The following is a 15,370-nucleotide window of genomic DNA, read 5'->3' as shown; positions in this document are numbered from 1 at the left end:
GGATGAGCTTGATTGTCAAGTGTAGTGGGCGGCTGGTATCCCTGCATACGGCCCGCGAGATTTGCCTAAAAACATTCCAGAATGCGGGAACAAAACCACCGCCTGCGGCGTTTGCTCCGGTTCAGGCAGGGCCCCGGAATGGTCGAAAAGTTCAGTCGGCAGAGAGACTTATTCGAGAGCGAGCGCAGTTTCCGGCTGTTGGTTGAGGGAGTCGCGGACTACGCGCTCTACATGCTGGACCCCAACGGGATCATCACCAGCTGGAATATCGGGGGCGAGCGCATCAAGGGCTATTCGCCCGGAGAGATCCTCGGCCAGCACTTTTCCCGCTTCTACACCGAGACCGACCGCGCCAACGGCAAGCCCGCCCGTGCGCTCGGCATCGCCAGGGAAAAGGGCCGCTACGAGGAGGAAGGCTGGCGCGTCCGCAAGGACGGCACATTCTTTTGGGCCAGCGTCGTGATCGATCCGATCTACGAGGACGGCGAGTTGGTCGGCTTCGCCAAGATCACGCGGGACATCACCGAACGCCGCAACACGCAGCTCCAGCTCGAGGCGATGCAGAAGCAGCTCGCCGAGTCCCAGAAGTTCGATGCGCTCGGCCAGCTCACCGGCGGGGTCGCCCACGACTTCAACAACCTGCTGATGATCATCAGCGGCAGTCTCCACATGTTGAAGCGGGGCGTCGACGACGAGGCCAAGGTCCAGCGCGCGATCTCGGCCATCGAGACCGCGACCAAGCGCGGCGCGGCGCTGACCAACCAGCTCCTCACCTTCGCGCGGCGGCAGAGTGTCAATCCGCAGGCGATCGACTTCGCCGACCGCGTCGAGGCGATCCGCGAGGTGCTCGACGCCGGCGTCGGCAGCTCCGTGCGCCTCGCCTTCAATCTCAGCGGCGCCCTCTGGCCGATCAAGGCAGACGTCTCCGAGCTCGAGACCGCGCTGCTCAACCTCGTCATCAATGCCCGCGACGCGATGCCCGACGGAGGCACGGTGACGATCGGCGCGCGCAACGTCGTGCTGGACGAGGCGCCCTTCGCCGGCGATTTCGTCGCCATCGATGTCATCGACACCGGCCTCGGTATTCCATCCGACGTGCTCGACAAGGTCTTCGAGCCGTTCTTCACCACCAAGCCGATCGGAAAGGGCACCGGGCTCGGTCTCTCCCAAGTGCACGGCTTCGCCCATCAGGCCGGGGGCACGGTGAGGGTCGCAAGCGAGCTCGGCAAGGGTACGACGTTCACCATCCTCCTGCCACGGGCAGACGACATGCCGGCGCGCGAGACGGCCGCAGAACCGTCGTTTCGGGGCAGCGGCACGGTGCTGCTGGTCGAGGACAATCCGGACGTTGCCACCGTCAGTATCGGCCTGTTGGAGCAGCTCGGCTATCAGGTCCGCAGGGTCCCCGATGCCGAAGCCGCATTGCGCGAGCTCGAGAAGAACGGCGTCGATTTCGTATTCTCTGATATCGTGATGCCCGGCAAGATGGACGGGCTCAGCCTCGCCCATCATCTACGCCAGATCCACCCCGGCCTGCCGATCCTGCTTGCCACCGGCTACAGCGATGTCGCGGCCGGTGTGCGCGGCGATTTCCCGATCCTGCGCAAGCCATACGAGATCCACGAGCTGAGCGAGGCGATTTCCAAGCTGCCGAGGTGAGGATTTAACCTCTCCCCGCCTGCGGGGAGAGGTCGGATTGCGAAGCAATCCGGGTGAGGGGGTACAAGTCCCACAACCATCTCGCCTGTGGAGAGAGGCCCCTCACCCCAACCCTCTCCCCGTAAGAACGGGGCGAGGGAGCGCACCGCCGGCGCGGCAAGAGCTCCCCCGTATCAAATCAAACCGTCGGCAACACCGAAAACGCCTCCCCTGCCCTGCGTAGATTCAGCTCATCGGCACTGGCCGTCTCGCTGGTGACACTATCCACGCGTGAGGATGGCGGGCCATGGCGGCACAGCGCGACCATCTCGGCGACATGCTTCGGCGTGCCCGCGAACAGCGCTTCCACGCTGCCGTCGCGGTGGTTGCGGACCCAGCCTTCGAGGCCGCTCGTCTTCGCCTGGTACTCGACCCAGGCCCGATAGCCGACGCCTTGCACGCGACCGCGGATCATGACCTGGAGGATCGCCCGGCTCATTTTTTCAGTCCCAGAAAGTCGGCGCTGCGCGCTTTTACCTCGGCTTCGCGCACAACGCGATTGGTCAGCTCCGCTGACGGCAAGCCCCTCAGCGCCTTCGGCGCCGTGCCCTCGCGCAACGCCTTCTGCGTCTCGTAGACGGCCTGCGTCGCCGCCGCGATCGGGGCATGGCCCTGGAGTGCGACACGCACGCGCTGGCTGGCGAGATAGTCGATCGCGCTCAACTCCTCCGGCGTGCCGCCAAGCACGATCGGCAGATGCGTCGCAGCCGCAATCGCCTCGAGGTCCGCGCGCGACTTGATGCCGGTGAAGAACAACGCGTCGACGCCGGTCGCTTCATAGGCCTTGGCGCGGCGGATCGCATCCTCGATCGAGCTGATCGAGGCGGCACCGGTGCGGCCTATGATGACCAGCGAGGGATCGCCGCGACCGTCGAGCGCCGCCTTCATCTTGCCGACGCCTTCTTCCACTGAGATCAGCTGCGCCTTCGCTTCGCCGAAGGCTGCCGGCAGCAGCGTGTCCTCAATGGTGAGGCCGGCGGCGCCCGCGGTCTCCAGCTCCTGCACCGTGCGGCGTACATTGAGCGCATTGCCATAGCCGTGGTCGGCATCGACCAGCACCGGCAGCGCGGAGGCGCGCGACATCCGCCGCGTCTGCTCGGCGAGTTCGGTGAGCGTGATCAGCGTGACATCGGGATCGCCGAGCACCGCGAGCGAGGCGACCGAGCCGCCGAACATGCCGAGCGGAAAACCAAGGTCCTCGGCAATGCGGATCGAGATCGCGTCATAGACCGAGCCGGGATGGACGCAGGCCGGGCCTGAAAGGATCGAACGCAGTTTCTCACGGCGGGAACGAAAGGCCATGCTTGCCTCACTCCAAAATCCTCATCCTGAGGAGCGCGCTCTTGCGCGCGTCTCGAAGGATGAAGGCCCGGCTGGTGGCCTCGCCCTTCGAGACGCCGCGCGAGGCGCGGCTCCTCAGGGTGAGGGTCGACTGTTGTGCGCCGGAGCGCTTACGCAAACTCCAGGATCAGCGCGTCTACCGCGAGCGTTGCGCCTGCGGTAGCGTGGATCTTCTTCACCTTGCCGTCCTGCTCGGCGCGGAGCACGTTCTGCATCTTCATGGCTTCGACCACGGCCAGCGTCTCGCCGGCCTTGACCTCCTGCCCTTCGGTCACCGCGATCGAGACCACGAGGCCGGGCATCGGACAGAGCAGCTTCTTGCCGCTGTCGGAGGCCCTCGTCACCGGCATCAGCCGTGCCGAAGCGGCTTCCGCCTCGGTCCAGACATAGACCGGCACCTCGACGCCCTGATGCGCGAGGCGGATGCCATTGGCAATCGGCCGCGCCTGAACCGCGACGAGATGGCCGTCGATGGTGCCCTGCCAGACCGGATCGCCCGGCTTCCACGGCGAAGCCAACAGATGCGCGTTGCCCGCCTTGCCCTCGGCGTCGATGAAGCGGATCGCGATCGCATCGCCCTCGCGACCGACCTCGAGCAAGATCTCCTGCCGGTCGAGCCAGACCGCGCGGCGGCGCTCGCGCTGCACGATCCGGCCGCCCATCTGGCCCGAGATCTGCCGCTTGCGCTCGCCCAGCACGTGATCGATGGCGGCGCCGACAGCGGCGATCCGCCGCGCGACCTCGCCTTCGGGCACGCGCACCGCAAAGCCCTTGGGAAATTCCTCGGCGATGAAGCCGGTCGACAGCCGGCCCTCGCGCCAGCGCGGATGGTGCATCAGCGCCGACAGGAACGGAATGTTGTGGCGGATGCCGTCGACATAGAACGAATCCAGCGCGGTCGCCTGCGCCTCGATCGCGGCCGCGCGCGACGGCGCATGCGTCACGAGCTTGGCGATCATCGGATCGTAATGGATCGAGATCTCTCCGCCCTCCTGCACGCCGGTGTCGTTGCGTACGGTGATGCCGTCCTGGCTCGCTTCCGCCGGCGGACGATATTTTACGAGCCGCCCGATCGAGGGCAGGAAGTTGCGGAACGGGTCTTCGGCATAGAGGCGCGACTCGACGGCCCATCCCGTGAGCGTGACGTCCTTCTGCGCGATGGCGAGCTTCTCGCCGGCGGCGACGCGGATCATCTGCTCGACGAGGTCGATGCCGGTGACGAGCTCGGTGACGGGATGCTCGACCTGGAGGCGCGTGTTCATCTCGAGAAAGAAGAAGCTCTTGTCCTGCCCTGCCACGAACTCGACGGTGCCGGCGGAATCATAGTTCACGGCTTTCGCCAGCGCGACCGCCTGCTCGCCCATCTTGCGGCGCGTGGCCTCATCGAGCAGCGGCGACGGCGCCTCCTCGATGACCTTCTGGTTGCGGCGCTGGATCGAGCATTCGCGCTCGCCGAGATAGATGACGTTGCCGTGCTTGTCGCCCAGTACCTGGATCTCGATGTGGCGGGGATCGACGATGAATTTTTCGACGAAGACGCGGTCGTCGCCGAAAGAGGCCTTCGCTTCGGCCTTGGCGAGATTGAAGCCTTCCGCGACCTCGGCCTTGGAGTGCGCGATGCGCATGCCCTTGCCGCCGCCGCCGGCCGAGGCCTTGATCATCACGGGATAGCCGATCTCGTCGGAGATCTTGACCGCGTGCTTGTCGTCCTCGATGACGCCGAGATAGCCGGGCACGGTCGAGACCTTGGCCTTCGCGGCCGCCTTCTTGGATTCGATCTTGTCGCCCATCGCAGCGATGGCGCCGGGGTTCGGGCCGATGAAGACGATGCCGGCCGCTTCCAGCGCCCGCGGAAACGCCTCGCGCTCGGAGAGGAAGCCGTAGCCGGGATGCACCGCCTCGGCGCCGGTCTTGCGGCAGGCCTCGACGATCTTCTCGATCACCAGATAGCTCTCGGCCGCCGCGGGCGGGCCGATCAGCACGGCCTCGTCGGCCATCTCGACGTGGAGGGCGTCGCGGTCGGCCTCGGAATAGACCGCAACCGTCTGAATTCCCATCTTGCGAGCGGTCTTGATGACCCGGCAGGCGATTTCGCCGCGATTGGCGATCAGGATGCGTTTGAACATGCTTTTCTTGAGTCTGGACCTTGGGCGGGACCCTTCCCGGGCCGATGGGACGGGCCGTGTAGCTCCCGTGGTACATTAAAATGGGCCGGAGGCAACGGCCAAAATCCGGCCCGCTTCCAGCGTACCAGCGCAAGACCGAAACGGCCCCGGCTGACCTTGGGACGGCTAAGGCTGTCCTAAGGCCTTGTTGGCCTTGGCCACGTCCCGGACGAGGCCATGAATGAAGCCCAGTTTGGCGACCACGGCGGGCGACAGGATGAAGGGATAGAGGTCGCGCAGGCCCATGGCGCGGTTGACGCTGTTCATGGCGAAGGTGAAGGGCAGCCATGCGTCGATAAGCGCCTGGACGTCCCTGGCCTCGTAGGGGTTGAAACGAATGCGCGCCGTCAACTCTCCGTCGCGGTCGACCTTGGGACGCACCTCCATGCCGAACTCGCCGGCCATCTCCAGGGTGTCGACGATGTGGAGGTAATGCGCCCAGGTTTCCGCGAAGTCTTCCCACGGGTGCATGGTGGCATAGGCCGAGACGTAGTTCTGCTGCCAGTCCGGCGGCGCGCCTTCGGCGTAATGACGCTGCACGGCCTCACCGTAATCGGCGGAATCGTCGCCGAATACCGCGCGGCATTCCTCCAGCTTGCTACCGTCGCGCACCAGCGCGTCCCAAAAATAGTGCCCGACCTCATGGCGGAAATGCCCGAGCAACGTGCGATACGGCTCGCCCATCTCCAGCCTGCGCCGTTCGCGCTCGATATCGTCGGTCTCCGTCAGCGCGATGGTGATCAGGCCGTTGTCATGGCCGGTCATGATCTTCTGCCCGCTGTTCGGATCGTCGGCGAGGAAGTTGAAGATCAGGCCGTGCTCGGGATTGTCTTGCCGGGTCTGGAGCGGCAGCTTCCAGCGGATCAGGGAATAGAACAGCCGGTGTTTTGCCACCTCCAGCTCGCGCCAGCCGGCGAGCTGCGCGGGGTCAGAGAGATCAGGCACGATGCCGTTGTGACGGCAGGCGCGGCAATAGCCGGTGGCATCGGCTGCGTCCGTCAGCCAGTTGCAGGCATCGTACTCGGCATTGCGGCACAGCATGCGCTCCTCGCTCTTGACGGCGAGCGTCCTCCAGGCCTCGCCGTCAGGCTCGATCGCCGACATCGTTTCCTTGTCCGGCAGGAACGCGACCCGATGCCCGCAGCGTTCGCAGGTACGGTTCTCGAAATAGAGGACGTTGCCGCAGGCCTGGCAGACAAAGAGCTTCAAGATTTAGCCTCTTCGGAAAGGGGGCTTTATGAGCGAGAGCTTTGGCGCCTCGCAGATACGCCCGCCGACGGCCTATCGTTCCAAGGTTTGGAACAAATAGCCAGACCCGGCGTTCGTCCGTGCCCGCCACGCGGCTTTCGGCGGGGCACTTCCTTATCTATTCCCTTTTGAGCAATGGTCATCACGCTTTGTCTGTGTGAATATCGGTGCGGCACGTGCGCTCCCGCATCACAACGGCCGACGCCTTGAACGATCGCTCGCCCGACACCGCCGCCGAAAGGCTGCGCCAGCACCTCGAAGACATCGCGCGCGAGCGCGACGACGCCTATCGCGCGCTCCAGGAGCGCGAAGCCGAGCTGGCGCGGATCCAGCGCATCGGCAAGGTCGGCGGCCTTGAGGTCGACTTCCGCGAGGGTTTCAAGAACCGCCGCTCGCCGGAATATCTGATGATCCATGGGCTGCCGCCCGAGGCCGCCGACGAGACCCACGAGGAGTGGGTGAACCGCATCCATCCTGACGACCGCGACGCCGCAGTAAAGCACTTCCTCGATGCGCTGGCCGGGACCAGCGAAGACTATACGGCCGAATACCGCATCATCCGCCCCAGCGACGGCGAGACTCGCTGGATCCGCGTCGTCGCCAAGATCGAGCGCGACAGCAACGGCCGCGCCATCCGCCTCGTCGGCGCCCATATCGACGCCACCGACCAGATGCTGGTCCGCGAGACCCTGCGCGAGAGCGAGGAGCGCTTCCGTCTGATCGCCGACAGTGCACCGGTGCCGATCTGGGTCACCAAGCTCGACCGCACGCGCTCCTTCGCCAACCAAGCCTATGTCGACTTCCTCGGCCTGCCCTACGACCAGGCGATCGCATTCGACTGGCGCAAGGTGCTGCATCCGGACGACCTGCCGCATGTGCTCCAGCAATCGGTCCAGGGTGAAGCATCACTAAAACCCTTCGTACTGGAAGCGCGCTACAAGAACGCCAGCGGCGAATGGCGCTGGCTGCGCTCGGAATCGCAGCCGCGCTGGGATCCGACCGGCAAGCATATCGGCTTCATCGGCGTCGCCCACGACATCACCGCCGCCAAGCAGGCCGAGATCGAGCTCCGCCAGCTCAACGAGACGCTGGAAGAGCGCATCGTCGAGCGCACCGCCGAGCTCGAATCCAACGAGTCCCGGCTGCGGGCGATCCTGGGGACCAGCAATCAGTATCAGGGCCTGGTCGATCTCAAAGGCGAGCTGCTCTACGCCAACAAGACCGCGCTGGACGGCATCAAGGCAAGCTCCGCGGACGTGATCGGCAAGCCGCTCTGGCAGACCCCCTGGTTCACCGGCACCCACGGCATGAGCGCAACGGTACGCGAAGCGTTCGACACCGTGCTACGCGGAGAAGCGGTGCGGATGGAGATGCGGCTGCGGCTGCCCATCGGCGAGCGCGATTTCGAATTCAGCATGCGTCCCGTGCTCGACCGCCACGGCAACATCACCGGTGCAGTGCCCGAGGCCGTCGACGTCACCGAGCGCCGCCGCGGCGAGGAAGCGCTGCGGCAGTCGCAGAAGATGGAGGCGATCGGCCAGCTCACCGGCGGCGTTGCGCACGACTTCAACAATCTCCTCACCATCATCCGCTCCGCCACCGACTTCCTGCGCCGGCGCGAGCTGCCGGAGGAGCGCCGCCGCCGCTATGTCGACGCCATCTCCGACACCGTCGAGCGCGCCTCCAAGCTGACCGCGCAGCTGCTGGCTTTTGCGCGAAGGCAGCCCTTGAAGCCGCAGATCTTCGACGTCGGCAGCCAGGTCGAGGGCGTGGCGCAGCTGGTCCGGCCACTGGTCGGCGGCCGCATCGAGATCTCCGTCGAAATCAACGACGCCGATTGCTTCACGGTCGCCGATATCGCGCAGTTCGAGACCGCCCTGATCAACCTCGCCATCAACGCCCGCGACGCCATGAACGGCGAAGGCCGCCTCACCATCGCCGTGCGCAAGGTTCAGGGTATCCCGAGCCTGCGCGCACACTCCGCCCGCGGCGGCGATTATGTCGCAATCTCCGTTAGCGACACCGGCAGCGGCATCGCGCCCGAAAATATCGACGCCATCTTCGAGCCGTTCTTCACCACCAAGGAGGTCGGCAAGGGCACCGGCCTCGGCCTCAGCCAGGCGTTCGGCTTCGCCAAGCAATCCGAGGGCGACATTGCGGTGACGAGCACGCACGGACAGGGCGCAACCTTCACCATCTATTTGCCGCAGGTGCAGTGCCCGGCCGCCGAGAAGCAAGCCGCAGCGCTCACCAGCGAGGCGGCAACCACGGGGCGCGGCTATCGCGTGCTCGTGGTCGAGGACAATGACGATGTCGGCCAGTTCTCAACCGAGCTGCTGGAGGACCTCGGCTATATCGTCCGCCGCGTCGCCAACGCCAATGCGGCGCTCGCGATCCTCGGCGAGAACGAGTTCGCGGTCGATCTCGTCTTCTCCGATGTCATCATGCCAGGCATGAACGGCGTCGAGCTCGCTGGCATCATCCGCGAGCGCTATCCAGGCCTGCCCGTCGTACTCACCAGCGGCTATAGCAACGTACTTGCCGAAAATACCCATCGAGGTTTCGAATTGATCCAGAAGCCGTATTCCGTCGAGTCCCTGTCGCGGATCCTGCGCAAGGCGATCACGGAAAAGCTATCGGCGGCGCGGTGAGTGTGAGGTATGCGGTAAGCAGCCAAGAACTCCGTCATTGCGAGCGCAGCGAAGCAATCCAGAGTCTCTCCGCGCAGACTGGATTGCTTCGCCGCGCTCGCAATGACGGCGCTGGTGCGCCGTCCTAAACCAACGGATATCGACCCCATGAAACCCGCCCTTTTTTCCGCCTGGCAGACCTGGGCGCTGCTGTCCGCCTGCTTCGCGGCGCTGACCGCGATCTTCGCCAAGGTCGGCGTCGAGAACATCAATCCGGATCTTGCCACCTTCATCCGCACCATCGTGGTGCTGCTCGCCTTCTCCGTGCTGCTGTTCTTCAGCGGGCAATTCGCCGCGCCCTCGGCGATCTCGTCGAGGACATGGCTGTTCCTCGTGCTGTCGGGCCTTGCGACCGGAGCGTCGTGGTTGTGCTATTTCCGGGCGCTGAAGCTCGGGCCCGCCACGCTGGTGGCGCCGATCGACAAGCTCAGTGTCGTGCTGGTCGCCCTGTTCGCCTTCGCCTTTCTCGGCGAGCGGCCGACCGCGCAGGGATGGCTTGGCATCGCCATGATTGGCGCCGGCGCGGTGCTGCTCGCCGTGAAGCTTTGACGCACTGATCCTGGAGGCGCACGTTCCCAAGCATGCACTCGCTCCGCTCCCGATTGCTGGCCCTCTGGATCATGTTGGTCGTCTCCGGCATCGCCACCGGCTATCTCTTGTTCGAGTCCTTCCAGCAGACCGCCAATGCGCGGCTGGCCCGGTCCGAGGAGCTGGTCGCCCGCGCCTGCCGCGACCTTGCCGATCGCTACCAGTTCTTTGTCGCCGCATGGCACGGGGGTCCCATCGATGATCGGCTCAGGCAGCAACTGACAGCCGTCGCCCAGACGGCGCTTGCGGCCGCGAATGGGGTCGAAGGGGGTATCTGGAAGGCCGACGACGGCTCGCTCGCCTACGCGTATCCCACCTATGAAGGCACCGGACCGAAGACCGACCTGCCCGCGGCCGAGCTCAACAGCATCCGCGAGGTCAATGCCGAAGCGCTCCGGTCCGGCCGCGCGGCATCGATCAAGCAACCCGGCCGGTCGCAGGTGCTGATCGTGCACGCCTGTCCATTGCAAGGCCCGCTGCCTGAGGTCACCGGATGGACCATGACACGGGCCTTCACGGCGGAAGGGCCGGCTTACAATCAGCTGCTTGCCGGTCTCGTCGTGCTTGCATTGACCATCTTCGGTTCGGCCGCGTGGCTCGCGCGCGTCTTGTACGTCTGGTCGCGCAAGATCGATCTGATCGAGACCGCCCTGGATGACCGCAAGAACGGCCTGGTCGGTCTGCCGAGAGTCGACCTGCCAAGACTTGCGCCCACCGGCGCGCCCGAGCTTGACCGGCTGGTCGACGCGCTCAACAGCACCGGCGAGCGCCTGTCGGCGGAGCGTCGTCGTGCGGCGGCCGCGGAGCGATTGGCGGCGCTCGGCCGCATGTCGGCGGGACTCGCTCACGAAATCCGCAATCCGATTGCCGCAATGCGGTTAAAGGCCGAGAACGCCTTGGCCGTGCCCGACGGCTCGCGCAGCTCGGCGGCTTTGAACACCATTCTCCAGCAAGTGGACCGGCTGGATGCGCTGTTGCGCGACCTTCTGGAAATGACGCAGTCGCGCGACCCCAGTTTCGTGGAGGTCGACCTTGCGGCCTTCCTGGCCCGGACCGTCGACACCCATCGCGACCTTGCGTCGGCGCGAAGCATCGCCCTGACCGCGGGAACCGGGCCAACATTCTCACCGTTACCGAAATTCGATCCATCCCAGGTGCAACGCGCCCTAGACAATTTGATCATCAACGCCCTCCAAAACACGCCGGCTGGCGGGGCGATTACCGTCGAGGCACGCCGGAAAAATGACATGTTGCTGTTGCGTGTGGCCGATACCGGACCCGGGGTTGCCGAAGAGCTGCGTGAACGGCTGTTCGAACCCTTCGTCACCGGACGCGCCGACGGTACCGGCCTCGGCCTCGCCATCGTTCGCGAGATCGCACGACACCATCACGGCGACGTCCGCCTGGCCGAGGCCGCCGGCGGCGCCGTATTCGAGATCGAGATCCCATGGCAACCATCCTGATCGTCGACGATGATGCCGCGCTGCGCGAAGGCCTCGCCGAAGCGCTCACGGATCTCGGCCACACGCCGCGCCTCGCGGCTTCGGGTCCTGAGGGCCTCGCCGCGCTTGATGGCGATGTCGACGCCGTGCTGCTCGACCTGCGCATGCCCGGCGGCATGGATGGGATCGAGGTGCTTCGCCGGATTCGATCGGAGCACGACGCGCCGCCGGTGGTGGTGCTGACCGCCTTCGCCAGCGCCGCGAATACCATCGAGGCGATGCGGCTCGGCGCGTTCGACCATCTCAGCAAGCCGATCGGGCGCGACGCGCTGAGGGCGCTGCTCAAGCGCTTGCCCGAGCGCAGGTCCGTGGTCAGGGCGCCGAATGACGAAACCGAGGATACCCTGATCGGGGCGAGCGAGGGCATGCGCCGCGTGCAAAAGGCGATCGGGCTTGCTGCCGACAACGACGCAATCGTGCTGATCCTTGGCGAGACCGGCACCGGCAAGGAACTGGTGGCGCGCGCGCTCCACGTCCACGGCAAACGCAAGGAAGGTCCTTTCGTCGCGGTCAATTGCGCGGCGATTCCCGAGGACTTGCTCGAGAGCGAGCTATTCGGCCATCTCAGAGGCTCTTTCACGGGTGCTACCGCCGATCGCGCCGGGGCTTTCCGCGACGCCGCCAACGGCACGCTGTTCCTGGACGAGATCGGTGACATGCCGCTCGCGATGCAGGCCAAGATCTTGCGCGCGCTCCAGGAGCAGGTCATCACGCCGGTCGGAGGCAAGCCGGTGCGCACCAATGCGCGGGTCGTCGCCGCCACCCATCGCGACCTCGCCAAGCTGGTGGCGGCGCATCAATTCCGTGAAGATCTCTACTACCGCCTCAATGTCGTGCCGATTGCAATCCCTGCGCTGCGCGAGCGACCTGCGGATATCGAACCACTTGCCCGGCATTTCCTGGCGGGCGCGAGCGCTTCGAGCGGGCGGCACAAGCAACTCGATGCGGCGGCGCTCGACAAATTGCGCCACCATGCCTGGCCCGGCAACGTCCGCGAGCTCCGCAACGTGATCGAGCGGGCCTGCATCCTGACGCGCGCGGACATCATCGGGGCCGGCGACATCGACATCGGCGCGAGCGAGATCACGGCCGGCCCTGCGCAGCCGGATTCGGATCTCCCCGCGGCCGTCGCCCAGCTCGAAACGGAAATGATTCTGCGCGCGCTGGAAGCCTGCGACGGCAACCGCACCGAGGCAGCACGGCGTCTCAACATCAACCGTCAGCTTCTCTATACGAAGATGCAGCGTTACGGCCTCGCCGAGCCGTCGGAAAATCTGACGGACCGTGTCGCGAAAGACGACGACTGATATCGGCATCGTCGCGAATTTTCCTTTCGAAACAGCGATTATCCGGCTGGCACGTCGCTTGCTGAAGTGATCGCACGCGACAACGTCGCGAAATCGAAAGGAGACGTTCCATGAAGACGACACGCTTGCGCGCGCTGTTCTGCCTGCTGCTCGCCACGACGGCGATCGGCGGCGGAGCAGCCGCCTACTCCCAGGCAAGGGATCCGATGTGGGATTCCTCGCAGCTCCCGGAATCGCGCGGGATCGTCAAGCAATACACGCTGACGCCGCGCGGCGACGTCGACGGCGTCATTCTCACCAATGGCACCGAAGTCAAACTGCCGCCGCATCTTACGGCCCAGACCGTGTTCGCGATCCACCCTGGCGACGAAGTTTCAGTACGCGGCCTGCGCGCCCGCGCCCTGCCGCTGGTCGACGCCGCGTCGATCACCAATGTCGCGACCGGCAAGAGCGTCGTCGACAATGGTCCGCCGGACCGGCGCGGCGGCAATGACGATCGCGTCGTCAGCGGCAGGATTGCGCTGCAATTGCATGGCAAGCGCGGCGAGGTGAATGGCGTGCTGCTCGACGACGGGACCACCCTCCGGCTGCCGCCGCCGGAGGCCGAGCGCATGCGGGAATACCTGCGCCAGGGCCAGACCGTCGCGGCGCGCGGCGATGTTCTCGACACTGCGCTCGGCAAGGTGGTCGATGTCAGGGCCATCGGCGCTTTCCCGGACCAGATGACCGAGCTGCGCGGCCCGCGTCCGCCCGGCCCGAACGACGGTCCGGACCGTCGCGGTCCGCCGCCTCCCGGCTTTGCTCCACCGCCGCCTCCGCGCGGCTGATCCTCATTCACGTCAGAGACAAACAGAGAAAGGAATCAACATGCATTGGATCAATCCCGACTGCCTGCCTGAAGTCGCAGGCACATTCGAGCGCTTCGTGCTCAACCCCCGTGGCGAGATCGACGGCTTTGTCATGAACGGCACGGACGCCGCCATCCTGGTGCACACGCCGCCGCATCTGGACGGCGAGCTCAGCCTCCACCTCGCGCCCGGTGACAGCGTCCGCGTGCGCGGGGTGCGCCCCCGCGGCGCCGAACTGCTGGCCGCGGTCGCCGTCACGACCGCGAGCGGCCGGCAGGTCATCGACCAGGGCCCGGACCACGACCGCAAGCATCCGAAGGTGAAGCACGAGCCGATGACGGCCGATGGCATCGTGCAGATGTCGCTGTTCGGACCGAAGGGCGAGCTGCGCGGCGCACTGCTGTCCGACGGGACCGTCCTGCGCGTCGGCCCCAAAGAGGCCGCGCAGGTCGCAGCCCTGCTTGTGCCCGGAGCCAAGCTCGCAGCGCGCGGCGACGGCCTTCAGACCCGGCACGGCCGCGTGATCCATGCGCAGGAGCTTGGCCCCGACACCCCGAGGCTGAAGCCGGTGCGGAAGCCGAAGCCCAAGGAAAAGGACAAGGAAAAGGACAAGGCGCCCAAGCACGAGGACGACGCTCGCGCGGCCTGACGAAGACCTCGCGCGGGGAAGAAAGCAGCCGTATTTCGGAGGACTCTGATGGCCGGAAATCTCGACCAAGGGCGCGCCGGCCGCGCGCTGGATGCGGCCAATTTCTTCCTCGCCGACGTCCGCGACGGGCTCGGGCCGTATCTTGCGATCTATCTCCTGACCGAGCAGCACTGGGACGAGGCCAGGATCGGCCTCGTCATGTCGATCGGAACGATGGCCGGCATCGTGGCGCAGACGCCGGCCGGTGCGCTGGTCGATGCAGCGCGCGCCAAGCGGCTGGTGATGGCTGTCGCCGCCATCATGGTGACGACAGCCTCGCTGGCACTTCCATTGTTTCCAAATTTTCTGCCGGTCGTGATTTCGCAAAGCGTCGCGCACGCGGCCGCCGTGGTCTTTCCACCGGCGATCGCGGCCATCTCGCTCGGCATTTTCGGCCACGCCGCCTTCACCCGGCGGATCGGCCGCAACGAGACATTCAATCACGCCGGCAATGCGGTCGCGGCCGGGCTCGCCGGGCTCGCCGCCTGCTGGTTCGGACCTACCGTCGTCTTCTATATTCTCGGCGCCATGGCGGTCGCCAGCCTCATCAGCATCCTCGCAATCCCCGAGCGGGCGATCGACCACGATCTCGCCCGCGGGCTTCACGACATTGGCACGGACAGCCAGCGCGAACAGCCGTCCGGGCTCGACGTACTGCTGACCTGTCGTCCCCTGCTCATCTTCGCGGCCTGCGTGGCGCTCTTCCACCTCTCCAACGCGGCCATGCTGCCGCTGGTCGGACAAAAGCTGGCGCTCCAGGACAAAACCATGGGCACCAGCCTGATGTCGGCCTGCATCGTGGCCGCGCAGATCGTCATGGTGCCGTTCGCAATGCTGGTCGGCGCCAGGGCCGACCGCTGGGGCCACAAGCGCTTCTTCCTCGCCGCGCTGCTGATCCTCCCCGTTCGCGGCGCGCTCTATACGCTCTCAGACAATCCGTTCTGGCTGGTCGGCGTGCAATTGCTCGACGGCGTCGGCGCTGGCATTTTTGGCGCGATCTTTCCCGTCATCGTCGCCGATCTCATGCGCAACACTGGCCGCTTCAACGTCGCGCAGGGCGCTGTCATCACGGCCCAGAGCATCGGCGCGGCGCTGTCGACGACGCTCGCGGGCCTCGTCGTGGTGAGCGCCGGCTACAGCGCGGCATTCATGATCCTTGGCGCGGTCGCCGCGATCGGCGCCATCATCTGCCTTGTTGCGCTGCCCGAGACGCGCCAGATCGCCGGCGGTGGTCTGGAAGCGAAGGGCAAGACAGCGGCATCGGCATCAGCTATCGCTGCCGCTGCCGAATGAAC

General features: G+C 65.9%; 12 protein-coding genes. 8 read left to right on the top strand and 4 right to left on the bottom strand.

The window, feature by feature from the left end; all coding sequences use genetic code 11:
• Positions 1–138 precede the first annotated feature (138 nt).
• Positions 139–1,659, top strand: coding sequence for a PAS domain-containing sensor histidine kinase (locus tag JJB99_RS16785; RefSeq protein ID WP_200499765.1), 1,521 nt, complete (start codon positions 139–141; stop codon positions 1,657–1,659).
• Between the two features lie 178 nt (positions 1,660–1,837).
• On the opposite strand, the gene JJB99_RS16780 is transcribed toward JJB99_RS16785, so the two are convergent.
• The 4 genes from JJB99_RS16780 to JJB99_RS16765 form a co-directional block, all read right to left on the bottom strand.
• Positions 1,838–2,137, bottom strand: coding sequence for an acylphosphatase (locus JJB99_RS16780; protein WP_200499764.1), 300 nt, complete (start codon positions 2,135–2,137; stop codon positions 1,838–1,840).
• Positions 2,134–3,000: an isocitrate lyase/PEP mutase family protein gene (locus JJB99_RS16775; RefSeq protein WP_200499763.1), complete on the bottom strand. Its 867-nt coding sequence runs from the start codon at positions 2,998–3,000 to the stop codon at positions 2,134–2,136. Before JJB99_RS16775 ends, JJB99_RS16780 begins: the two co-directional genes overlap by 4 nt.
• Before the next feature lie 149 nt (positions 3,001–3,149).
• On the bottom strand, positions 3,150–5,165 hold the full coding sequence (locus JJB99_RS16770) for an acetyl-CoA carboxylase biotin carboxylase subunit (protein ID WP_200499762.1): 2,016 nt from the start codon (positions 5,163–5,165) through the stop codon (positions 3,150–3,152).
• A 165-nt stretch (positions 5,166–5,330) separates the two neighbouring features.
• Positions 5,331–6,413 (bottom strand): zinc-binding metallopeptidase family protein, encoded by a 1,083-nt coding sequence (locus JJB99_RS16765; RefSeq protein WP_200499761.1) that lies wholly within the window; start codon positions 6,411–6,413, stop codon positions 5,331–5,333.
• 215 nt (positions 6,414–6,628) lie between these two features.
• Here JJB99_RS16765 and JJB99_RS16760 point away from each other — a divergent pair, with 215 nt between their 5' ends.
• From JJB99_RS16760 to JJB99_RS16730, 7 genes are all read left to right on the top strand, one after another.
• Complete coding sequence (locus tag JJB99_RS16760; protein ID WP_200499760.1) at positions 6,629–9,103, top strand: hybrid sensor histidine kinase/response regulator; 2,475 nt, start codon at positions 6,629–6,631, stop codon at positions 9,101–9,103.
• 147 nt (positions 9,104–9,250) lie between these two features.
• Complete coding sequence (locus tag JJB99_RS16755) at positions 9,251–9,691, top strand: EamA family transporter (RefSeq protein WP_200499759.1); 441 nt, start codon at positions 9,251–9,253, stop codon at positions 9,689–9,691.
• Between the two features lie 32 nt (positions 9,692–9,723).
• A complete protein-coding gene (locus tag JJB99_RS16750; RefSeq protein ID WP_200499758.1) occupies positions 9,724–11,193 on the top strand; it encodes a sensor histidine kinase in 1,470 nt (489 codons plus the stop codon).
• Positions 11,178–12,539: a sigma-54-dependent transcriptional regulator gene (locus JJB99_RS16745; RefSeq protein WP_200499757.1), complete on the top strand. Its 1,362-nt coding sequence runs from the start codon at positions 11,178–11,180 to the stop codon at positions 12,537–12,539. Before JJB99_RS16750 ends, JJB99_RS16745 begins: the two co-directional genes overlap by 16 nt.
• Positions 12,540–12,649: 110 nt before the next feature.
• Positions 12,650–13,366, top strand: coding sequence for a hypothetical protein (locus JJB99_RS16740; protein WP_200499756.1), 717 nt, complete (start codon positions 12,650–12,652; stop codon positions 13,364–13,366).
• A 40-nt stretch (positions 13,367–13,406) separates the two neighbouring features.
• Entirely contained in the window at positions 13,407–14,036 is a 630-nt protein-coding gene (locus JJB99_RS16735) for a hypothetical protein (protein WP_200499755.1), read from the top strand.
• A gap of 48 nt (positions 14,037–14,084) precedes the next feature.
• Entirely contained in the window at positions 14,085–15,368 is a 1,284-nt protein-coding gene (locus tag JJB99_RS16730) for an MFS transporter (RefSeq protein WP_200499754.1), read from the top strand.
• Positions 15,369–15,370: the final 2 nt, after the last annotated feature.

The organism is Bradyrhizobium diazoefficiens, from assembly GCF_016616235.1.
In the GTDB taxonomy this organism is placed as follows: Bacteria; Pseudomonadota; Alphaproteobacteria; order Rhizobiales; family Xanthobacteraceae; genus Bradyrhizobium; species Bradyrhizobium diazoefficiens_H.
This window is presented reverse-complemented; position numbering and strand designations above follow the sequence as displayed.